We start from the raw sequence: 21,921 nt of genomic DNA on the forward strand, positions 1-21,921 counted from the left end.
ATATTAGCCCGTAAGAGCACCGGGGCCTAGCTGTTTTGCCCAAGCAATAGCCCATGGAGTGTGCGCAATGTCCGAAACCCCCTTCCTGCTGATCGAACGCGATGGCCCGGTGGTGATCGCCACGCTCAACCGGCCGGACACACGCAACGCGATTTCGGAAACCGCGCACAGCGAGGAAATCGCTCAGTTCTGCGCCGACGTGACCCGCGATGCCTCGGTGCGCGCTGTGGTGCTGACGGGCGCAGGCAAGGCCTTCTGCGCGGGCGGCAATGTCAAGCACATGGCGGAGAAGACCGGCATGTTCGGCGGATCGCCCTTTTCGATCCGCAACCAGTATCGCACCGGCATCCAGCTGATCCCCACAGCGCTCTACGACCTTGAAGTGCCTGTCGTCGCCGCCGTCAACGGCCCGGCTATTGGCGCGGGGCTCGACCTTGCCTGCATGACAGACATCCGGATCGCGTCGGAGTCCGCGCTCTTTGCCGAAAGCTTCGTCAAGCTTGGCATCGTGCCGGGCGATGGCGGCGCATGGCTTTTGCCGCGCGTGATCGGCATGGCCCGCGCCAGCCTGATGACCCTGACCGGGGACACCATCGACGCGGCGAAAGCGCTGGAATACGGCCTTGTCAGCGAAGTCGTTGCACCAGACCGGCTGCTGCCGCGCGCACTGGAAGTGGCCCACGCCATCGCCGCCAACCCCGGCCACGCCACGCGCATGGCCAAGCGCCTGCTGCGCGAAGGGCAGGACATGAAGCTTGCGCCGCTGCTCGAACTTTCCGCTGCCTATCAGGCGCTGGCCCATCATACGCATGACCACCATGAGGCCGTCAGCGCCTTCCTCGAAAAGCGCACGCCGGAGTTGAAGGGCGAGTGAGGGAACCGCAGGCTGCCGGCCCGCTTGCCGGAATTACCGTCCTCGATCTTTCGCGCGTGCTGGCTGGGCCGTGGTGTTCCCAGGTTCTGGGCGATCTTGGCGCAGACGTGATCAAGGTGGAACAGCCGGGTCAGGGTGACGATACCCGCAAGTGGGGCCCGCCGTTCCTTGACGATGGCAGCCGCGATGCCGCCTATTACCTCTGCGCCAACCGCAACAAGCGCTCTGTCGCGATCGACATGGCAAAGCCTGAAGGCGCCGACCTGATCCGCCGGTTCGCCGCGCGGGCAGACGTGGTGATCGAGAACTTCCGCGTCGGCGGCCTTGCCAGGTACGGGCTGGATTTTGACTCGCTGCGCGCGATCAAGCCGGACCTGGTCTACTGCTCCATCACGGGTTTCGGCCAGACCGGACCCTTGCGCGATACGGGCGGCTACGATTTTCTGATCCAGGGCATGAGCGGGCTGATGAGCGTGACTGGCCTGCCCGATGGCGAGCCGGGCGGCGGGCCGATGAAAGTGGGCTTGCCGGTGTGTGATCTCCAGACCGGGCTTTACGCCGCCATCTCGATCCTTGCCGCGCTCCACCACCGCCACGCTACCGGAGAGGGCCAGCACATCGATCTTGCCCTGCTCGATACCCAGGTCGCGCTTCTGGCCAATCAGGCGTCCAACTGGCTGAACGGTGGCGTCACCCCTCGCCGCATGGGCAACCTGCATCCCACGGTGGTTCCCTATCAGGATTTTGCATGCGCCGATGGCGATGTGCTGGTGGCAATCGGCAACGACCGCCAGTTCCGCCAGTTCATGGACCTCCTTGGCCTTGGCGCGCTGGCCGACGATCCGCGCTTTGCCATCAGCAGCGGCCGCTGCCTCAATCGTGATGCGCTGATGGACGTGATGCGGCCGGTCATCGCGCGATGGCAGGCGGCAGACCTGATCGCGGCGATGCAGGCCGCAGGTCTGCCCGGCGGCAAGGTCAACGAGATCCCGGAAGTGCTGGCGCATCCTCAGATCGAGGCTCGCGGGCTGGTGCACGAAATGGCGCGGTCCGATGGCACGCCGGTCAAGGTGCTGGGCTTCCCGGCACAACTTTCCGCAACGCCCGCGACCTATCGCCACGCCCCGCCGCGTTCGGGCGAGGACACCGTAGCGGTCCTTGGCGAAAGGCTGGGGCTGGACCGCAACGAGATCGACCGCCTGCTGGCTGCGGGCGTGATTGCGGAGCGACTATAGTCGCTCAATCCACCGCGATCTGGCGGGCGATGTCGGGCATGATCGGCGCGATCTGCTCCTGCAGGAACTTCACCCGGCCGCCGATGATCTGCTTGCTCATCTCGGGCTGGCTGTGAACCCAGAACCTGTTCTGCGCCATCTGTTCAAGGAACAGGCGGCAGCCTTCGTCCAGGTCCATGCCATGGTCGCGCATCATCTCGAACATCGCGCGGCGGTGTTTCGCTGCGTTGTCGGGCTCGCCTTCCCCCGCCTCAGCGTTGAAGATATTGGTGCGCATCATGCCGGGTACGATTGCCGATACGTGGATCGGCAGGGCCTTCAACTCCATCTCCAAATAGAGGCATTCGCTGAACGCCTGCACCGCGTGCTTGGTCACGGTATAGGCAGTCTGCCCCGGCATCTGGCCGAACGCGCCGACCGACGACAGGTTGCCGATCCACGCTTCCTTGCCGCTGGCGATGATGCGCGGCACGAACGCGCGCACGCCATGGATCACGCCATGCAGGTTGATATTGAGCGTGGCCTCCCAGCGCGCGGCTGGCACTTCCCAGCTGTTGCCGACGGTTTCGATCCCGGCATTGTTGATCAGCAGGCGCACTTCGCCGTGCCGGTCGAACACCAGTTCGGCGAGGCGGTCCAGTTCCCCGGGGACTGACACGTCAACCTTCTCGGCCTCGGCCCTGCCGCCTGCTGCCTCGATTGCGGCAACTGTTTCGGCCGCCGATGCCTCGTTGATGTCGGTCACGACCACAGTCATGCCCAAAGCGCCTGCGCGCCGCGCAAGGCCTGCCCCGATGCCCGATCCGGCGCCGGTAACAACGGCCACTCCGCCGGAAAATACGTCCTTGTCGGGTGCCACCTTTTCTACTCCTGAATGTCGATCGATTACCGCGCGATCGGTGGAGGACACCACGCACGTGAAGCAAGACTGCTTCGCGGATCGGGCCGACCAGCGTGGTGAGGTCGTCAACGACGACGCCAACGATATCTTCGTAGGAGAATTGATTATCCTATACGCAAATGCAAGCATCAAGGGGAGCATTTTGGGCAGATGTAGGATTTCCTGGCATTCTGATGCACGGTATCCTTTATGAGCGCTTGCCCTCGGAGAGGAGATCCGAGGACCTTGCGTGCAAGACTGACGCTTCCGCGCTGTGTCCAGCCCACCTCTGACTGCCGCCCACGCACCAGCAACGCCGTTCATCGGCAAAATTCGCGAATATCCGAAGTGTATTGGCTTTTTGATTGACCATTTGCGTATCTTGGATCATTTTGAATTACGAATACGGAGGACGCCAATCGGGAAACGAGTCGCCGTGCAGTGAACGTGATTTGGGAGAGATGGGGACCATGGCCAGCGCTGTCGCAATTTCGCAGACGGATGCGATTCCATCGGGCGAGGAACTGGTTGCCCGCGCCAGGGCGATGATCCCGACCCTGCGCGAACGGGCCCGTGCCTGCGTTTCCGGCCGGGACGTTCCGGCACAATCGATCGCGGAGTTCCAGGAGGCAGGCTTCTTCCGCATCCTCCAGCCCAAGCGCTGGGGCGGCTACGAAATGCATCCCAACGTGTTCTACGACGTCCAGCGCGCGCTGGCCGAAGGCTGCATGTCCACCGGCTGGATGTACGGCGTCGTCGGCTGCCACCCATACGAGATCGCCCTGTTCCATGAAGAGGCGCAGGCCGAGGTCTGGGGCAAGGACACCTCCACTCTCGTCTCCTCGTCCTACCAGCCCGTCGGCAAGGTCACCCCGGTCGACGGCGGCTATCGCCTTTCGGGCCGCTGGGGGTTCTCGACCGGTTCGGTCCACTGCCAGTGGGTCGTGCTCGGTGCGATGGTCCCACCGCGCGAGGCGGGCGGCGCGCCCGACATGCGCGCGTTCCTGTTGCCGCGCGCCAACTACGCCATCGACACCGACAGCTGGCACGTATTCGGCCTTCAGGGCACCGGCAGCCATGACGTGATCGTCGATGACGTCTTCGTGCCCGAGCACCGCACCCACCGCTCGATCGACGGGTTCCTCTGCACCAACCCCGGACAGGAGACCAACACCGGCCCGCTCTATACCCTGCCATGGGCGCAAGTGTTCATGCGCTCGGTCTCGACCGCAGCGTTCGGTGGCGCGCGTGCGGCCATTTCCGCCGCGATGGACATCGCCCAGAGCCGCGTCTCGACCAACACCGGAAAGGCATCCAAGAGCGACCCCTTCCTCCTTGCCGCCATCGCCCGCGCGCAGGCCGAAGTGACCGAGATGGAGCAGACCCTGCGCCTGACCTTCGAGGAACTGATGGCGCTCGCCGAAGCGGGCAAGCCGATCCCGATGGATAAGCGCACGCTGTTCGCCTACAATTCAGCCAGCGTCGTGCGCCGTATGGCCGACCTTGTCGACGACATGGTCAAGCTGCTTGGCGGCCGTGCGATCTACACCTCGAGCGCGATCATCCAGCCCTGGCTAGACCTCAACGCTGGCCGCGCCCACGTTGCCAATGATCCGGCCAACCGCACGCTCGATGTCGTGGGCGCAATGCTGGGCGAAGCGCCCACCTTCACATTCCTTTGATCGGAGCGCCCCTTGGCTGACCTGACCCAGACCACGCATCGCGTTTCCGGCGGCTACGACATCGTCATTGCCGAAGCGGGCGATCCGTCCGCACCTGCCGTCGTTTTCCTGCACGGCAGCGGCCCCGGCGCTTCGGGCGCATCCAACTTCCGCCAGAACATCGATGCCTTCGTCGGTGGCGGATACCGCGTGATCCTGCCCGACCTGATCGGCTACGGCGGCTCGTCCAAGCCCGAGGGGCTGGACTACACGCTGCAGCTCTTCACCGACACAGTGCATGAAGCGCTTGTTGCCCACGGCGTGACCAGCGCCAGCCTCGTCGGCAATTCGCTGGGCGGCGGGATTGCCCTGCTGATGACGCTGGATCACCCGGAGTTCACAAGGAACCTCGTGCTCATGGCGCCGGGCTGCGTGGCCGAGCGTGAGGCCTATTTCGTGATGCCCGGCATCACCAAGATGGTCTCCAGCTTCGGCGGGCCGGACTTCAACCTTGCCGAACAGAAGCGTCTCGTCTCGAACCTCGTCCACCCCGATTTCGCGAGCAAGATTCCAGATGCGCTGGTGGAGGAACGCTTCGCTGTCGCCCGCACCCAGCCCAAGGACGTGCTGGTGCGCATGCGCACGCCCGATCTGTCGCCGCGCCTGCCGGAGATCACTCAGCCCGTCTTCGTGCTCTGGGGCCTGAACGACGAATTCTGCCCCGAAGCCCACTCTCGTCTGTTCCTTGAACACTGCCCGGACGTTCGTGCGATCACCTTCGGCCGCACCGGCCACTGGGTGCAAGTCGAGCGCGCCGCCGAATTCAACGCCTATGCCATCGAGTTCCTCAATGCCCGCCGATAAGATCCAGCATTTCGGTGCCGCGCTTTACGAAGCGCTGCGCGCCCGCAAGACCATTGCCCCGCTGATAGAGCAGGACCCCTCGCTGACGCTCGACGATGCCTATGCGATCAACCTCGATTTCCTGTCGCGTCGCGTGGCTGATGGCGAGAAGGTCGTCGGCAAGAAGATCGGCGTGACCAGCAAGGCCGTGCAGGACATGCTCGGCGTGCATCAGCCCGATTTCGGCTTCCTGACCGACTGGATGCATGTCGCAGGCGACATCGATATCGACGCCAAGGCCCTGATCGCCCCGCGCGCCGAGGCCGAGATCGCCTTCATCCTCAAGAGCAGCCTCAACGGTCCCGGCGTCACTGCCGCCGACGTTCTCGCCGCCACGGAGAGCATCGCCCCCTGCTTCGAGATCGTCGACAGCCGCATCGACGACTGGAAAATCAAGATCGTCGACACCGTGTCGGACAACGCATCATGCGGGGTCTACGTGATCGGCGAAGAGCGGCTTGATCCCAAAAAGCTCGACCTTCCCAACCTACACGTCGCCGTCACCAAGAATGGCGAGCCCCTGTCCGAAGGCTATGGCCACGCTGTGCAGGGCGATCCGGCGCAAGCGGTGGCGTGGCTCGCCAACACGCTCGGTGCCTATGGCGTGACGCTCGATGCAGGGGACGTGATCCTGTCCGGCAGCCTCGTCCCGCTCGCGCCCGCCGTGAAGGGCGATCGCTTCGAAATGACTCTCAGCAACGATGCGGGGCCGCTCGGCACCTGCGTTGCCAACTTCGTTTAAGGAACTCCGAATGGCACGCGTGAAAGCGGCAATCATCGGCTCGGGCAATATCGGCACCGACCTGATGATGAAGATGATCAAGTACCCGCAGAACATGGACCTCGCCATCGTCGTCGGCATTGACGAGAAGTCCGAGGGCCTGGCCATGGCGCGCGCGCACGGCATCGCCACCACGCACGAAGGCCTCGAAGGCCTGCGCGCCCATCCGCTCTACAAGGACATCGGCATCGCCTTCGATGCGACCAGCGCCTATGCCCACAAGGTCCACGACGAAGCCCTGCGCGCCGATGGCATTCAGGTCGTCGACCTGACCCCTGCCGCGATTGGCCCCTTCATCGTGCCCCCGGTCAACATGGAAGCAAACCTCGGCGCCTCCAACGTCAACATGGTGACCTGCGGCGGGCAGGCTACGATCCCGATGGTCGCCGCCGTCAGCCGCGTCGCCAAGGTTCACTACGCAGAGATCGTCGCGTCCGTGTCCTCGCGCTCGGCCGGTCCCGGCACCCGCGCCAACATCGACGAGTTCACCCGCACCACTGCCCGCGCCATCGAGCAGGTCGGAGGCGCGACGCGCGGCAAGGCGATCATCATCCTCAACCCGGCCGAACCGCCGATGATCATGCGCGATACGGTGTTCACCCTGTCCGAAGGCGGCGACGAGGACGCCATCCGCCAGTCCGTGAAGGACATGGTCGCCGAAGTGCAGAAGTACGTCCCCGGCTACCGCCTCAAGCAGGAAGTCCAATTCGAACGCTTCGGCGACAACAACAAGCTGAAGATTCCAGGCCAGGGCGAATTCAGCGGCATCAAGGCGATGATCATGCTCGAAGTCGAAGGCGCAGGCGATTACCTGCCGCCCTACTCCGGCAACCTCGACATCATGACCGCGGCCGCCAAGGCCACCGGCGAACTGCTCGCCGCCCGCCGCATGGCCGCTGCAGCCGCCTGAAGGAGAACGGACGATGACTGCCACCTTCAACGTCGAACGCGGCGACAAGCTCTACATCCAGGACGTGACCCTGCGAGACGGCATGCACGCCATCAAGCACATGTACGGCATCGACCATGTCCGTGCGATCGCCTCGGCCATCGAGAAGTCTGGCGTCGACGCCATCGAAGTCGCCCACGGCGACGGCCTCTCGGGCGCCAGCTTCAACTACGGCTTTGGCGCACACACCGATTGGGAATGGCTCGAAGCCGTGGCCGATGTGCTCGACAAGTGCGTGCTGACCACGCTCATCCTGCCCGGTGTCGGCACGGTCGAGGAACTGCGCCGCGCCTACGACATCGGAGTCCGCTCGGTCCGCGTCGCCACGCATTGCACCGAGGCTGATGTTTCCAGACAGCACATCGGCATCGCCCGCGATCTGGGCATGGACGTCTCTGGCTTCCTGATGATGAGCCACATGATCGAGCCCGATGCGCTGGCCCAGCAGGCCGTCCTGATGGAAAGCTATGGCGCGCAGTGCGTCTATGTCACCGACAGCGGCGGCGCGCTCGACATGGATGGCGTGCGCGCCCGCTTCGAGGCCTATGACCGCGTGCTCAAGCCCGAAACCCAGCGCGGCATGCACGCGCACCACAACCTCGCATTGGGCGTGGCCAACTCCATCGTTGCCGCGCAGTGCGGTGCCGTGCGCATCGACGCCAGCCTCACCGGCATGGGCGCGGGCGCGGGCAATGCCCCGCTCGAAGTGTTCATCGCCGCCGCCGACCGCAAGGGCTGGAACCACGGCTGCGACGTGATGATGTTGATGGACGCCGCCGAAGACCTCGTGCGGCCCCTGCAGGACCGCCCCGTCCGCGTTGACCGCGAGACGTTGGCGCTGGGCTACGCCGGGGTCTACTCCAGCTTCCTGCGCCACGCCGAAAAGGCTGCCGAAACCTACGGCCTCGATACGCGCACGATCCTCGTCGAACTCGGCCGCCGCAAGATGGTCGGCGGGCAGGAAGACATGATCGTCGATGTCGCGCTCGACATGCTGAAAGAGCGCGCCTGACTTGAACCAAACCAACCGGCGAGAGGGCGAAACGCCCCCGCCCTACCGGGAGAGAATGCGATGATCCTCAAGGACAAGGTCGTCATCATCACTGGCGCTGGCCCCGGCATGGGCCAGGCTGCCTGCCGGGGGGCCGCGAAAGAAGGCGCAAAGGTCGTCGTCACCGCCCGCTCGAAGCAGGCTATCGAGGAGGTGGCGCACGAGATCGTGGCCGCAGGCGGTGAGGCCATCGCCGTCCCGCTCGACGTGACGCAGACGGACCAGTGCCAGGCCGCTGCCAAGGCCGCGCTGGACCAGTGGGGCCGCATCGATGGTCTGGTCAACTCAGCCTACTACCACCCGGACTGGGGCCCGCTGATCGAACATGACATTGACCAGGTCCTGCAGGCCTTCAACGTCGGCGCGGCAGGCGCGCTGCGCATGGCCATGGCGGTGTTCCCGACGATGAAGGCGCAAGGTTCGGGCTCGATCGTCAACATTTCCACGCTCTGCACCCGCAAGCCGATGCCCGGCGAAGGCGGCTACGGCATGGCCAAGGGTGCATTGAACCACATGACGCGCCACCTCGCGATCGAGTTCGGCGGCACGGGCGTGCGCGTCAACACCGCGCTGATGGGCTGGATGATGGGGGCGCCATTGGAAGGCTTCATCCAGAGTCTCGGCGAAGGGGCTGAAGCCTTCCGCAAGCAGCGCGCCAGCGAAATCCCCGTCGGCCATATCCCGCCCGACGCCGATTGCGCGAAGGCGGTCTACTTCCTGCTCTCGGACTACGCATCGGAAGTGACCGGCGCGATGCTAGACGTCAACGGTGGCGACTGGGTCGCGGCATAAGGAACCTCGCGCCATGCTGCTCGACTGGATGAAGAGCCACCCCACCCTTGCCGACGATCCTGTATCGGGCTTCGATCCCGATGCGGTTACGGTCAGCGAAACGGTGGAGATTGCGGCCCCGGCCAGCGTGGTCTGGGCCGTGCTCACCGACATGCCGCGCTACAACGAATGGAACCCCTTCTGCGTGCGCGCCTCGTCGACGCTCGAAATGGGAGCGGCGGTCGACATGACGCTGATGAATTACGCGGTGCCCGGCACGCTCGTGCCCAACTGCGAATACATCTGCGCATTCGAACCGGAGCGCATGATCTCGTGGGAGATGATCCACTCCGATTTCTGGCCCTACCCCGCCCGCCGCGATCAGGTGATCGAGCCGACGGGCGAGGCCTCCTGCCGATATTTCTCCACCGACGCCTTCCTTGGCGCCAACGGCATCCACGTCTTCCGCTTTGCGGGACCGTGGGTAAAGCGTGCCTTCGACGACAGCGCCCGCGCCCTCAAGGACCGCGCCGAAATGCTCTACGCGCAAGAACAGAAAGCCTGATTTCGCAATGCCCTACACCCTGCAGCAGCTTTCCGACATGGAAGAGATCAAGGTGCTCAAGCACCGCTACTTCCGCGCCATCGACACAGGCGATTTCGCCGCCCTGCCCGCGCTGTTCACGGCAGACGTTGCCTGCACCTACAACGGTGGCACCTACAAGGTCTCGCTCTCGGGCCGCGAGGCGATGGTCGAGTTCCTGTCCAACTCGTTCCATTCGGGCGCGCTTGCCATGCACATCGGCGTCATGCCGGAAATCAACGTGACCGGCGACAACAGCGCCACCGGCCTGTGGTACCTGCAGGACGTGTTCATCGACCTTGAAAAGGACGCCCACACCTTCGGCACCGCGATCTACACTGACGCCTATCGCCGCGAAGGCGGCGTGTGGAAGATCGAGTCCACCTACTACGACCGCGTGATCGAGGTCCTGCGCAAGTTCAGCGAAATGAAGGGCAAGCCCACCGTCCAGCGCCTCGCCACCACCGGCCGCAAGCCCCACGAACGCACCGACATCAACCATCTCATTCACTGGGACGAATGACCCGAAAGACTGCGCGCTACTTCAGTCCATAGCCCGCATATTCCTCGACGAGGCCGGGCATGACCTTGCGAAAATAGGCAAGGTCGGCCTTTGCCTCCGGTTTTCCCAGGCCATTGGCCACCCAGGCTCGGACATATTGCGTCGAGACCTGCCCCGGGGACACTTTCAGAGCGGCCTCGGCGTCAACCAGAGCATTCGCCAGATTGCCTTGCGCGATCCACGCCATCGCCCGGCTGTCGAGCACCGCAGAGGCATTGGAAGCACGCTCCACCGCCTGATTGCACACCTCCATCATGCCTTCGGCTCCCACGCGGAACCGTGCCCGATACCAGCATGAGGCATTGAGCAGCGAGGTATCGCCGGGCTTTTCGTCGATCAGTCCGTCAATTTCCTTGAGGCCCTCGGCCACCTTGCCGCCACGCGCAAGCACATCGGCACGGATCTGCACGACCGAGGAGTGCTCGTCACCCATGTCATCGTACTCAGTCAACAGGGCCAGCGCTTCGTCGGTCTTTCCGGCAAAGCCCAGCAGATCGGCCAGCGGCAGCGCGGTGTCGATCGAAGGCGACAGCTTGAGCGCCTCGCGCAGGTCGGCAATCGCAGCCTCGGTCATCGCCAGCTGCTTCTTGAGATAGCCGCGCCGAATGTAATTGCCTGCATCAGGGCCCAGTGCGATGGCCTTGTCGTAATCGGCAATGGCACCCTTCAAGTCATAGGTCCCGGCGCGGAAGCTTGCCCGCGCCACCAGCGCCGCACCCTGCTCTTCCGCCGGATCGCGAGCGATAGCGAGCGCATAGGCTTCCTCGACCGGCGCGATCCGCGCGCGGTAGGCCGGGGCCTGATAGCGCCAGGCCCGCGCTGCCGTCACCGGAGCGATCAAGAACGGCACGGTATTGCGCAGCCGCAGCGCCTTGGCCTTTTCGGCGGGAATGTCGGCCGCGGCCAGTTCCCCGCCCAGTGCCGAATGCTCCTCGCTCACCACGAACCGCGCGCCATCGAGCAGGCCCTTGCGGACCACCGTCGTCCCGGCAAAGCTCGCCTCGTAGTCCGCCTTGCCGCCGGGCTTGTATCCCGGCTCGTCCGCCGGAAGAAGCACTTCCACGTCCTCGCGCGTGCGACGTGCCGCGCCGAGATCGACCGGCAGCGCCTTCCAGGCCGCGCGACTGCGGTCGAAATCGAGCGAGAGGTTGGCACTTGAAAGCGCGCCCATATCCATCCGCTTTGTGCCGTCGCGGGAGACGAACTGGGTCGTGACGATGCCTTTGACAACAGCAGTGGCCGTCCCCGTCTCGGGATCGAATGCCATGCTGCCGTCGGTCACCAGCCCGCCATTCTTCGAAAGTGTGCCAAACATCGACCCGGCAAAGGCGTCGATCATCTGCTTCTTCTGTTCGGCACTCGCCTGACCCAGCGCCGCGCCAAGGTTGCTCCCCAACATTCCCGAAAGCGTCGTCGTCGCCGTGACCAGCGCCGGAATGTCCACCCCGGCGCGCTGGTCAATCACCATCTTGACCGCCACCATCGGCACTTCGGGCACGCGCGGTGCAATGGCGATCAGGCCTGCGCCTTCCGCCCGGATCGGCAGGGCATGGCGGAACGGCGGCGTCTCGCCGATCGTCGCAAGGCGCGTCCCCGTGGCGGTTCCGTCAAGCCAGTAGGTGACGCCGCCGATCTCGGCCCGCACGATCACGTGGTCGAAAGCCGCAGGCATCGGCAGCGAATCCGGCACGGCATCCCCGGTCTGGCTTTTGACCGCCACGACTTCAGCCTTGATGCCCAGCGCTTCGAGCAGCGAGAGCAGCAGCAGCGACTTCGCCTTGCAATCGCCGAAGCGCGAAACCCATGTCTCGGCAGGTGCCTGCGGCACGTAGTTGCCGCCGGACATGCCGTTCATCAGATAGCTCACCTGATCCTGCACCAGACGGGTGGCGAGCGCGGCGCGGGTCAGCGGGTCCGGGCTTGCAGCGGCGATCTTCGCCACTTCCGCCGCCAGTGGACTGCCCGCAGGAATGGCGTCTTTGGTGGCATAAAGTGGCGCGAACACGCGCGAGACTTCTTCCCAGCTGGCAAAGTTGGTCGCCTCGATCGTCGGCCCGCGCGTGAAGCGCGAAGGCACGCCCGATGGCATGTCCTCGCGCTTAGGCAGTGGCAGCGCCACGCTCACCGTGTGCCAGCCGTTCTTCACCGCCTCGCTTGCCGTGCCGACGGCAGGCCCTGCCCGCCACTTGACGCTTGCGCCCTCCGGCCAGGAAACCGTCGTCCGGGCAAAGCCGGCTTCCACTGGCAGCGTCAGCAGCGGCGTGTCGATCTGGACCTTGCCCTGCAGCGCCTTGTCCCGCGTGGTCTGGCTGTAGGCGATGCGCAGCACGTCGCCCACCTGCAGGCCCGGAATGGCGAGCGTCGCGGTCAGTTGCCCGTCGATCTGACGGCGCTCGAGCCCGGTCTCGCGTCGCAGCACCTGATAGCGCGCGCCGCCCTTGATCACGTCGATCACCTTGCCAGCGCGCAGGATCTCGACGCGGTGAACCGTAAGATCGCCCTTGTCGGGCATCCATGCCGCCGTGCTCGTGCCGCCCTGCGTCAGCGATTCGGGGCTGGCCAGCTTGTAGGCCTGGTCAACATAGACCGTCAGCGTCTCGCCCTCGATCCGCTCCTGCACGTCGTACAAGGCAAGCGCCGTGTTCGATGCTGTGTCGATCTTCGCCCCATCGCGCACTTCAGCCCATTTCGGAGCAGGGCCATAGAGCACGGCCTCACCGGCAAGGGCGGGCGCGGTCGTGCCCAGCAACCCCATGATAACAGACGCGAATCTTCTGCCCACGCAAACCCCCTGAACACAGGGGACTTACCTGCCCGCGATCACGGTCTCTGGCAATTGCCGTTCAGGCTTCGGCGGGCAACGCGGCGATGCGGGATAGCACCATTTCGGCGTGTTCCTGCCGGCAGATCAGCAGGTCGGGCATGTAGGTGTCGGCCTGGTTGTAGACCAGCGGGCTGCCGTCAATGCGGCTGCAATGCAGGCCATGCGCCAGCGCCACGGCCACAGGCGCGCAGGAATCCCATTCGAACTGCCCGCCCGAATGGAGATAGATGTCGGCATCGCCAAGGATCACCGCCATGGCCTTGGCCCCGGCGCTGCCCATCGGCACAAGCTCGGCACCGATCGCCTCGGCCACGGCCACGGCCTCACGCGCGGGGCGGGTCCGGCTGACGACCATGCGCAAGGTTTCCGGCGCTGGCGGAACAGCGCGCGGCTGATCAGTGCGCAGCACTACGCCAGCGCCCGGCAACGCTACCGCGCCAACCGTAGCCACGCCATCGACCGCCAGCCCCACATGCACCGCCCAATCGGTCCGCGCCTCGCCATATTCCCGCGTCCCGTCGACCGGGTCGACGATCCACGTGCGCGCAAACTGCAGGCGGTCGAGGTTGTCCTTCTCTTCTTCGGAAAGCAGCCCATCCTCGGGACGCTGTTCGCGCAGGGCGTGGACGAGGAACTGGTTGGCCGTGGCATCGCCCGCCTTGCCCAGCGCCTTCAGGCTGAGCATCCCGCTATCCCGCACCGTCAGCAACAGCTTGCCTGCCACCTCGGCAAGGTGGGCGGCCAACTGAGCATCGGTCATCGTATCGGTCATCTCGGTATCCATCTCTCAGGCTCGCCTTGCAATTCATCGCTTCGCCCTTAAACCAAAGCTCCCATATGGGAGGAAAAGGTAGTGTTCAATCACAGTGACCAGCAGGAGCTGTTCCTGCCCTTGGTCGAAGGCGTGCACGAAACCCCGCCGTGGGGCGCGTTCATGCGCAATCTGGTTGCCCGCACATATGCCCGCCGCGCTTTCCTGATCATTACCCTTGCCAGCGCCATGCCGACGCAGGAACCGACCGTGATCCACGTCTCGGCCCCCCGCGCGGTCAAGGAACCGCCGCTCGACTTCCGCCGCCTCGACGGCCTCGGGCTGCACCCCTACGGCCAGCTGCGCCCCGGCCGGGTCTATGCGATCGACGAGGTGCTCGATTTCGACAATGCCGAGCGGCTCGCCTTCCAGCGCGCTGCACTGGCCGAGATGGGCATACGCTATGGCCGCTGGTTGCGCGTTACCGCAGGCGGCGCGGCCGATGCCTGGCTTCTGCTGGTGCGCGAGCGCGAGGACTTCAGTTCGAGTGCCGTCTCCACCCTCGCCGCCATCGGCCCGCACCTCACCGCCGCGCTGCGGACGCTCGCCGCGCTCACCCAGCAGCGCCTGCAGACAGCGATGGCGCAATCGGCGCTGGCGCGGCTCGGCGTCGGACAGCTGGCCTTCGATGCCGCAGGCCGCGTGATGGCGGCAGACCCGGTGGCCGAAGAGCTCCTGCCCTACTCCAACGCACCCGAAGCTCGCGCCGGTCGCCGCCTTCAGCTCCTGCCAGCCGTTTCGTCCGCGCTCGAACAGGCCTGCGCTGCCATTGCCGAGGGCCGATCCGAAGGCGGCACCCTGCTGCTGCTAGACCCGTCCCGAAACCTCCACTTGCTGCTGCGCAAGTCCGACCTGAACCTGCCCGAGCCCCGCGCCGTGCCGGCGGTCATCGGCACCCTGCGTATCGCCCGCCGCGAGGACGAGCGGGCTGGCGCACTGGTCCTGCGCGGCATCCATGGGCTGTCGGACCGCGAGGCAGCGCTCGCCGAGAAGGTCAGCCGTGGCGAAACGATCACCGACGCTGGCCGCACCCTGCGGCTGACCGACGAGACCGCGCGCAACTACTCCAAGCGGATCTACGCCAAGACCGGCACGCAAGGTCAGGCAGATCTTGTCAGGGATATCCTCAGCGGACTGACGCCTCTGGCATGATCTTGCGCGTATAATAACAGTTTCGCCGCTCTGTTCAATTTTTGCGTATTGAAGTATTCTAAATGATACGCATCATGAAGGGAGAGTCGGCATGATCAAGGCTATTGCGCTGCTGCGCCGCAAGCAGGGGCTCACCCGCGAAGCTTTCATCTCCTACTACGAGACCCGCCACGCACCACTGATCCGCTCGCTGCTGCCCGGCATCGCCGACTATCGGCGCAATTATGTGGACCGTGCTGGAGCTTTCGAAAGCCCGATTGCTGCCATCGACTTCGACAGCGTCACCGAAATGCGCTTCGTCGATCGCGCCACGTACGACGCGTTCCTTGCCCGTGCTGCTGACCCCGAAATCGCCCGCCGCATCGCCGAGGATGAGGAACACGTATTCGACCGCGCCGCCACGCGCATGTTCGTGGTCGAGGAAACGCCAGCCGCGCCTTCCTCTGCGGCACTCGGCGAACTTCTTGCCGAACGCGCCATCCGCGAAGGCCTTGCCCGCTTCGCCCGCGTGCTCGACCGCAAGGACTGGGCTGCCTTGGGCGAAGTCTTCGCGCAGGACGCGACGTTCGACTATGGCCTTGGCGAACAGGCTGGCCTGCAAGCCCTGACCGCCAACATGCGCCGCTTCCTCGACATCTGTGGCCCCAGCCAGCACCTGATCGGCAGCATCACCGTCAGCGTCGATCCTGGCCATATTGCAGCCACCAGCCGCGCCTACGTGCAGGCCCGCCACCAGCGCTCCGGCGACAGCGGTGGCGCGGTGTTCGACAGCAATGGCGAGTACGTCGACCGCTGGGAAAAGCGCGGCGAAGGCTGGCGCATCATCCGGCGAGACGCACTCTGGCAGACCCAGAGCGGCGATGCAGCCATCATTTGGTCTGGCGAACCGTCAGGCGGCTGATCAGCCCCCGCGCGAAACCGGGATCAGCGCGCCCGAAATCGCGCGCGCCGCAGGACCTGCAAGGAACACGATGACCTTGGCCAGCGCCTGCGGGCTCACCCATTGCGAGAAATCGGCGTCAGGCATGTCAGCACGGTTGGCCGGGGTGTCGATGATGCTCGGCAGCACGGCGTTCACCGTGCAGTCGGTGCCCGCGAGTTCCGCCGCGAGGCTCTCGGTCAGCTTGTGCACGGCCTGCTTGGACGCAGCATAGGCCCCCATTCCCGCACCGGCGACCAGCGCCGAACCGGCACCGATATTGACGATGGCCGCGCCCTTGGCTGAGCGCAACAGCGGCAGGGCCGCCGTGGTCATCGTCACGCAGGTCGTCGCGTTCATCGCGAACATCCGCGCCCAGGTACCCGGAGCCTCGTTGCCCACGGTCTCCCACGTAAAGCCGCCAGCCACGTTGACCAGCACGTCCACGCCGCCATGCGCCGCCTTGACCTGATCGACAGCCGCTGCCGCCTGCGCCGCATCGGTCAGGTCCACTCCGCCAAGGTCCAGCCCGCCGGGGTTGGCATCGGCGGCCGATGGCGCAAAGTCAATCCGCGCCACCTTGTCGCCGTTGTCGCGGAAAGCCTGCGCCACCGCACGGCCCAGCACGCCGAACCCGCCTGTCACGATTACGGAACGCATGTCTTCTGAAGCTCCTTCAAGGCCGCTGCGAATGGCGGATGCCACCATCGACGACGATCTCCGCCGCTGTGATATAGCTGGCCTCGTTCGACAAGAGGAAGCGTATCACAGATGCAATTTCCTCAGACTTGCCAAACCGGCCGATGAAGATACGCGGCCCGTAAAGCTGTGCCATTCCGTCGCGCATCTCGCCAAGGATCGGCGTGTCGATCATGCCGGGGCTCAGCGCATTGATGCGGATGCCGTCCAGCGCCAGTTCGTCGGCCATCGATCGCACCAGCGAGATCACCGCGCCCTTTGCGGCCGTGTAGATCGGGATCATCCCGCTGCCGAACCACGCATTGATCGAGGAGATGGCAACGACCGATCCGCCGGCATGCGCCTTCAGATCCTCGCGGAAGGCCTGTACGAGTTCGATCACCGCGCGCACATGCAATGCCATCCCGGCATCGAAGTTTTCAGGCGTTACCCCGCCGATCCCGGTCTGCAACGCCGTGCCCGCACCATGGACGATGCCTCCCACGCTGCCTAGCGCCTCGCGCGTTTGCGCCGCTGCGGGCGCCACGGCCTGCGGATTGCGCAAGTCCACCACCAGCCCGATCGTCGCCACGCCATGGCGCGCGGCGATGTCGGCCGCTGCCGCCTTCACGCCCTCGGCATTGATGTCCCACAATGCCACCGGCCGACCCACTTCGGCCAACGCATGGGCTGCGGCAAGGCCGATGCCCGATGCGCCGCCGGTGATGACGACGCCGGTACCCGGCGCGCCCAGTCTTTCGTCGCTCACCCTCACGCGGCCTCCTTCTCGGGCCCGAGCCCGGCAAGGCATACTGTGTCGAAGCCGAGCACGTGGGCCACGCGGCCAAGTCCTGCCCACGCCGCCGTACAATGCGCCAGATCGACGATCTCGCCATCACTGAACGCGCCGTGCATCATTGCCCAGAAGTTCTCGTCCGATGCCAGCGCCTGTGGCTCCGTTCCGAAGCGTTCGGCAAATTCGATTGCCAGCCGCTCGCGCTCCGAGAACAAGCCTGAGGTCCGCCACGCGCTGACCGCGCCATAGAAATCCTCGTCAGGTCCGGGTCCGTTGGCCGTTACCAGCCGGTTCGCCTCGTCTGCATCGCCATAGATCTTGGGCACATCGCGTTGTGCGCGGAAATCCCGGCAGATCATGCAGCCGTTGATCTGCGCCGTGCGCATCCTTGCCCCTTCGAATTCGCGCAGGGAAAGCCTGCTCTCGCGATAGACCGCCTCTGAAAAGGCAGCTCCAGCGGCCATGATCGGCACGGCATGGTTGCGAGCTGCGTAGCCATAGGGATTGGCCTGTTCGTCATCCGGAATCGCTATTCGCGCCATGGCACTCATCCTCTCTTTCACTTCTTTGACGGCAGACGCCGCGAATTCACATGCCGGGCGAGCCGGGGAAGCCCATGTAGTAGGTTCCAACCGTCATTCCGCCGTCGACCACGAGTTCCGCACCATGCATGTAGGAAGCATCGTCGCTCGCCAGGAACGCGCTGGCCGCGGCCACTTCCTCAGGGCCGCCGATGCGCTGCAGCGGCACGTTGGCATAGCCCTTGTCCACTTCCGCGCGCGGCGCGGCATTGTGGTTTGACATCACCGTATCGACGCCGCCGGGATGGACCGAGTTCACGCGCACGCCCTTGTGGCCAAGCTCCATCGCCGCAACCTTAGTCAGCCCGCGCACGCCCCACTTGGACGAGGCATAGGCGACAAGGCTGTTCGCGCCCTTCATCCCGTCGACCGACGAGATGTTGACGATCGAGCCCTTGCCCCGCGCAATCATCCCCGGCGCCACCGCCTTGATGCCAAGGAATTCGCCGACAAGGTTCACGCCCAGCACCCGCTCGTAATCGGCCTTGGTCGTCTCGAGCAGGCTCTTGAACATCAGGATGCCGGCATTGTTGACCAGCACGCTCACCGGCCCGAGATCGGCCTCTACCGCCGAGACCACCTTTGCCCAGTTCTCTTCGTTGGTCACGTCCAGCCGGTAGAACCGCGCCGCGTCACCCAGCTCTGCCGCCAGCGCCGAACCTTCCGCCTCGAGCACATCGGCAATCGCCACTTTCGCACCATCGGCCACGAAGCGCCGCACCGTCGCCGCACCCATCCCGCGCCCACCGCCGGTGACGATGGCAACCTTGCCTTCAAGCTTTCCCATGATCTCTCCCAAATTGTGCCTGCTGTCAGCAAATCTCAGGCGGAGGCGCCATCGGCGGGACGTTGTGCGTCCAGCCCATCTCCTCGTAGCGCTCGGCAATGCGCCAGCCTTCGGCCGTGCGCACCAGCCGGTCGCGGTACCAAAGCCCGATGAAGAACACCTGTTCGGTCCCGTCCTGCGCCTTGTACGTCATCGGGTTGAACAGGATCGTCCGGCTGCGCGCCTCGTCACCTGCCAGCTCCAGCTTGGTCGTCGCCACCATGTGCTGGAACATCGGAAAGCGCTCGAGCGCGACCGGCAGCCAGGCCTTGATCTCAGGCAAAGTGCCCTTCGCCCCACCCGTCTCGGTGTAGTCAATCCGAGCATCGGGCATGAACACCGTGTCGAGCGCGTCAAAGTCGCGCTCGTCGATGGCAAAGCTGTAGCGTGCGAACAGATCCTGGATCTCGATCCTGTCCGAAATCTCCTGCAGCGAGAGCACGTGCCGAACTCCCCTTCAGGCGACCTTCTGGCCCGGTCGTTTGTCGAGCGTGACGTGCAGTCCGTTGACGCGGTCCTGTATCTCGGGCGCCTTGTCCCGCGGATTGTAGAACTGGCGGTACCACAGCCGCACCTTGGCGTAGGGACCATCCTTGGGGATCGCCAGCGGGTTTATGCAGGCACGCTTGTTCGCCCAGATCTCCACGTCCTGCGCAAAGGCAAGGCGGCTGCCTTCCTGATAGGCCAGCGCCATCTCGCGATCTTCCCTGGTCGTCTCGCGGCTACCATCATGAACCTTGACCATCAGCGCATGCCAGCACCGTGAAACCCCATCCTCGATCGGCGTATTGGCGATCATGATGAAGCTGTCGAACGTGCCCGCCATCTCCGACTGGAGGAAGCCGGGGCCTTCGTACCAGGTGTCGAGCACCAGCGCGTCTTCCGGATTGGCCGTCAGCGTGCGGTGCCCGGCGCTGTAGTACTGGTGCAGATGGCCACCCATGAACTCGTTGGCGAAATACTGCCAGTCGGTCGCCCCGTGGATCGGGACGAAGTGTCCGAAGTCGGCCATGTTGTCGACGATCTCGATGCCGTGGCTGCCCAAGTCGCCCATGTAGTCGATCTTCCATTCGACCCAGCCCGGCTCACCATAGTGGCCGCCGAAATTGGCCAGCTCGACATCAGGCTCAAGACCTTCGGGATCGTGCCACATCCACACGATCCCGGCGCGTTCGATCACCGGATATGTGGCCAGTTTCGCCGCCTTGGGGATGAAGTCCGAGTATGGAATGTGGTTGCACGCGCCATCGGTGCCAAAGCGCCAGCCGTGGAACGGGCAACGGATAGATTCCCCTTCCACATGCTCGCCGTCGCGCACGATATAGGAGGTGCTGTTCTTCGCCAGATGCGCGCCCATGTGCGGGCAATAGGCATCGACGACATAGGCCTTGCCGCTCTCGCCGCGATAGATCACCAGATCCTTGCCGAAATAGCGGATCGGCGCGGGCGTGCGCGTGGCATCGGCAGAGGTGCCGATCATGAACCAGCCGCGCGGGAAATCGAACTCACCCAGGCCATACTCTTTCGAGGTTGCCATCTGCATCACTCCTGTAACCGGTGCGCCGCTTCCAATTGGCTGCTACAGCGCATTTTATGGTCTTTCATCCGAATCATACGCGATTTGCGAAACCATTTTAGGCTTTCCGTGCCGCACGAAGATGACACGCCTTCGTCACCAGAGCAAGAGACCGCTTTGCCTGATGCTGCGTTGACCAGCATCTTCTCAGTTACGCAAATCGTTTGCCTTGACGGTTTTTCATTCTCAATTGCGTCTGGATTTTTGGTTTGCAGTTTGCACCATGCCATGGCAACAATCCGAAAAATGCGTATCGAAACGCTCTCGTCGCTACGCACCCCGGGAGAGACCAATGACCGCAGCCACCCTCCGGTTCGACCGTGAAACCCTGCTCGCCGCCGCGCGCGAACGCACCGGCCTGACCGACTTCGGCAACACCTGGTTTCTGGAACCGATGGACCGCTACATCCAAGCCGCCAATGCGCAGGGCAACCTCACCGAAGCAGGCTTTGCAGGGCAAACCGAGTCCATCCTCAAGGGCCTCGCCAGCCGCCTGCGCATGGTCGAGGACATCCGCCTCCACCCAGAAATCCTCGACGAGAAGGTCGAAGTCGCCGCGATCATTCTCGGCCTGCCGCGCACCGGCAGCACCATCTTCCACCGCCTGCTCGCCTCCGCTCCCGGCATGACCGCGATCCGCTGGTACGAAGCGCAGAATTACGCCCCGCTGCCCGGTGACGAGCCCGGCAACCCCAAGGCACGCCGCGCCTATGCCGAAGCGATGATCGAAGGCTGGCTCAACCTCTCGCCCGAACTCGCCTCGATCCACCCGCTCGATCCCGATGCGCCTGACGAGGAGATCATCATCCTCGGCCAGTTGTTCATCACCACCATGGTCGAGGCGATGACTTTCGTCCCTGACTTCGCCTCATGGCTCAACGGCTACGACCAGTCGCAGGGCTACGAGGATCTCAAGGTCATCCTCAAGTACCTGCAATGGCAGGACCCGTCGCGCCGGGGTCGTAAGTGGGTGCTCAAGAGCCCCTCGCACTTGCCCTATACCGAAGCCGTCGCAAGTGCCTTCCCGCAGGCTGCGCTGGTGATGACCCACCGCGATCCATTGGAAGTCGTGCCCAGCTACGTCTCGATGGAAGCCGCGCTCTACAAGCTGAACTCCACCCATTCCGACGAAGCGGTCGGCGCATTCTGGTTCCCCCGCCTTGCCGAATGGATGCACCGCTTCGAAGAGGCCCGCGCCCGCATCGGCGAAGACCGCTTCATCGACATCGACTACCGCGAAGTCGCCCGCCAACCCCTCGCCCAGGCCACGCGCGTGCTCACCCACATCGGCATTCCGGTCGATGATCAGGTCGAAGCCGCGCTCGCCGAATTCATGGCCGGCAACAGGCGCGAACAGCGCCCGATGCACGACTATTCCCTCGCCCGCTTCGGCCTTGACGAAGCCACCGTGCGTGACGCCTTCACCAGCTACCGCCAGCGCTACATCACCAAGGACTAGACTTGCCGACCTCGCCCGGCTTTTGTAAGTGTTACTAACAAAACAAGGG

Annotated in this window: 22 protein-coding genes; 13 read left to right on the top strand and 9 right to left on the bottom strand. The window is 64.6% G+C overall.

Going from position 1 to position 21,921, the window contains the following annotated elements; translation table 11 throughout:
* Positions 1 to 67 precede the first annotated feature (67 nt).
* A complete protein-coding gene (locus IQ25_RS05315) occupies positions 68 to 874 on the top strand; it encodes a crotonase/enoyl-CoA hydratase family protein (RefSeq protein WP_144903385.1) in 807 nt (268 codons plus the stop codon).
* Positions 871 to 2,109 (top strand): CaiB/BaiF CoA transferase family protein, encoded by a 1,239-nt coding sequence (locus IQ25_RS05320; protein WP_258536952.1) that lies wholly within the window; start codon positions 871 to 873, stop codon positions 2,107 to 2,109. Before IQ25_RS05315 ends, IQ25_RS05320 begins: the two co-directional genes overlap by 4 nt.
* A 4-nt stretch (positions 2,110 to 2,113) precedes the next feature.
* On the opposite strand, the gene IQ25_RS05325 is transcribed toward IQ25_RS05320, so the two are convergent.
* Complete coding sequence (locus IQ25_RS05325; RefSeq protein ID WP_258536953.1) at positions 2,114 to 2,968, bottom strand: SDR family NAD(P)-dependent oxidoreductase; 855 nt, start codon at positions 2,966 to 2,968, stop codon at positions 2,114 to 2,116.
* A 491-nt stretch (positions 2,969 to 3,459) separates the two neighbouring features.
* Between IQ25_RS05325 and IQ25_RS05330 the strand changes: the two genes are divergently transcribed.
* From IQ25_RS05330 to IQ25_RS05365, 8 genes are read left to right on the top strand one after another with little or no spacing between them, the layout of a single operon-like run.
* Positions 3,460 to 4,671 (top strand): acyl-CoA dehydrogenase family protein, encoded by a 1,212-nt coding sequence (locus IQ25_RS05330; protein WP_144903391.1) that lies wholly within the window; start codon positions 3,460 to 3,462, stop codon positions 4,669 to 4,671.
* Between the two features lie 12 nt (positions 4,672 to 4,683).
* Positions 4,684 to 5,514 (top strand): alpha/beta fold hydrolase, encoded by an 831-nt coding sequence (locus tag IQ25_RS05335; RefSeq protein WP_144903393.1) that lies wholly within the window; start codon positions 4,684 to 4,686, stop codon positions 5,512 to 5,514.
* Positions 5,501 to 6,295: a fumarylacetoacetate hydrolase family protein gene (locus IQ25_RS05340; RefSeq protein ID WP_144903396.1), complete on the top strand. Its 795-nt coding sequence runs from the start codon at positions 5,501 to 5,503 to the stop codon at positions 6,293 to 6,295. Before IQ25_RS05335 ends, IQ25_RS05340 begins: the two co-directional genes overlap by 14 nt.
* Positions 6,296 to 6,305: 10 nt before the next feature.
* Complete coding sequence (locus IQ25_RS05345) at positions 6,306 to 7,244, top strand: acetaldehyde dehydrogenase (acetylating) (protein ID WP_144903398.1); 939 nt, start codon at positions 6,306 to 6,308, stop codon at positions 7,242 to 7,244.
* Positions 7,245 to 7,257: 13 nt separating this feature from the next.
* On the top strand, positions 7,258 to 8,295 hold the full coding sequence (gene dmpG / locus IQ25_RS05350) for a 4-hydroxy-2-oxovalerate aldolase (protein WP_144903401.1): 1,038 nt from the start codon (positions 7,258 to 7,260) through the stop codon (positions 8,293 to 8,295).
* Positions 8,296 to 8,355: 60 nt separating this feature from the next.
* Positions 8,356 to 9,126, top strand: a complete 771-nt coding sequence (locus tag IQ25_RS05355) for an SDR family oxidoreductase (RefSeq protein WP_144903404.1) — start codon at positions 8,356 to 8,358, stop codon at positions 9,124 to 9,126.
* 13 nt (positions 9,127 to 9,139) lie between these two features.
* A complete protein-coding gene (locus tag IQ25_RS05360) occupies positions 9,140 to 9,670 on the top strand; it encodes an SRPBCC domain-containing protein (RefSeq protein WP_144903407.1) in 531 nt (176 codons plus the stop codon).
* 7 nt (positions 9,671 to 9,677) lie between these two features.
* The gene (locus tag IQ25_RS05365; protein WP_144903410.1) at positions 9,678 to 10,211 is read left to right on the top strand and encodes a nuclear transport factor 2 family protein; all 534 of its coding nucleotides are present in this window, start codon (positions 9,678 to 9,680) and stop codon (positions 10,209 to 10,211) included.
* 16 nt (positions 10,212 to 10,227) lie between these two features.
* On the opposite strand, the gene IQ25_RS05370 is transcribed toward IQ25_RS05365, so the two are convergent.
* Positions 10,228 to 13,032, bottom strand: a complete 2,805-nt coding sequence (locus IQ25_RS05370; protein WP_144903414.1) for a DUF3857 domain-containing protein — start codon at positions 13,030 to 13,032, stop codon at positions 10,228 to 10,230.
* A 61-nt stretch (positions 13,033 to 13,093) separates the two neighbouring features.
* Entirely contained in the window at positions 13,094 to 13,846 is a 753-nt protein-coding gene (locus IQ25_RS05375; RefSeq protein ID WP_258536954.1) for a 3'(2'),5'-bisphosphate nucleotidase CysQ, read from the bottom strand.
* An 81-nt stretch (positions 13,847 to 13,927) separates the two neighbouring features.
* Between IQ25_RS05375 and IQ25_RS05380 the strand changes: the two genes are divergently transcribed.
* Complete coding sequence (locus IQ25_RS05380; protein ID WP_144903420.1) at positions 13,928 to 15,037, top strand: helix-turn-helix transcriptional regulator; 1,110 nt, start codon at positions 13,928 to 13,930, stop codon at positions 15,035 to 15,037.
* Positions 15,038 to 15,128: 91 nt separating this feature from the next.
* A complete protein-coding gene (locus IQ25_RS05385) occupies positions 15,129 to 15,938 on the top strand; it encodes a nuclear transport factor 2 family protein (protein ID WP_144903423.1) in 810 nt (269 codons plus the stop codon).
* On the opposite strand, the gene IQ25_RS05390 is transcribed toward IQ25_RS05385, so the two are convergent.
* From IQ25_RS05390 to IQ25_RS05415, 6 genes are read right to left on the bottom strand one after another with little or no spacing between them, the layout of a single operon-like run.
* A complete protein-coding gene (locus IQ25_RS05390; protein WP_144903425.1) occupies positions 15,939 to 16,616 on the bottom strand; it encodes an SDR family NAD(P)-dependent oxidoreductase in 678 nt (225 codons plus the stop codon).
* Between the two features lie 16 nt (positions 16,617 to 16,632).
* A complete protein-coding gene (locus tag IQ25_RS05395; protein ID WP_258536955.1) occupies positions 16,633 to 17,403 on the bottom strand; it encodes an SDR family NAD(P)-dependent oxidoreductase in 771 nt (256 codons plus the stop codon).
* Positions 17,404 to 17,405: 2 nt separating this feature from the next.
* On the bottom strand, positions 17,406 to 17,972 hold the full coding sequence (locus tag IQ25_RS05400) for a carboxymuconolactone decarboxylase family protein (RefSeq protein WP_144903432.1): 567 nt from the start codon (positions 17,970 to 17,972) through the stop codon (positions 17,406 to 17,408).
* A 46-nt stretch (positions 17,973 to 18,018) separates the two neighbouring features.
* A complete protein-coding gene (locus tag IQ25_RS05405) occupies positions 18,019 to 18,798 on the bottom strand; it encodes an SDR family NAD(P)-dependent oxidoreductase (protein ID WP_144903435.1) in 780 nt (259 codons plus the stop codon).
* 25 nt (positions 18,799 to 18,823) lie between these two features.
* Complete coding sequence (locus IQ25_RS05410) at positions 18,824 to 19,279, bottom strand: nuclear transport factor 2 family protein (protein ID WP_144903438.1); 456 nt, start codon at positions 19,277 to 19,279, stop codon at positions 18,824 to 18,826.
* Between the two features lie 15 nt (positions 19,280 to 19,294).
* Positions 19,295 to 20,374, bottom strand: coding sequence for a Rieske 2Fe-2S domain-containing protein (locus tag IQ25_RS05415; RefSeq protein ID WP_144903441.1), 1,080 nt, complete (start codon positions 20,372 to 20,374; stop codon positions 19,295 to 19,297).
* A 331-nt stretch (positions 20,375 to 20,705) separates the two neighbouring features.
* Between IQ25_RS05415 and IQ25_RS05420 the strand changes: the two genes are divergently transcribed.
* Complete coding sequence (locus IQ25_RS05420) at positions 20,706 to 21,872, top strand: sulfotransferase family protein (RefSeq protein WP_144903443.1); 1,167 nt, start codon at positions 20,706 to 20,708, stop codon at positions 21,870 to 21,872.
* Positions 21,873 to 21,921: the final 49 nt, after the last annotated feature.

The sequence above is a fragment of the Novosphingobium taihuense genome (assembly GCF_007830315.1).
GTDB lineage: Bacteria > Pseudomonadota > Alphaproteobacteria > Sphingomonadales > Sphingomonadaceae > Novosphingobium > Novosphingobium taihuense.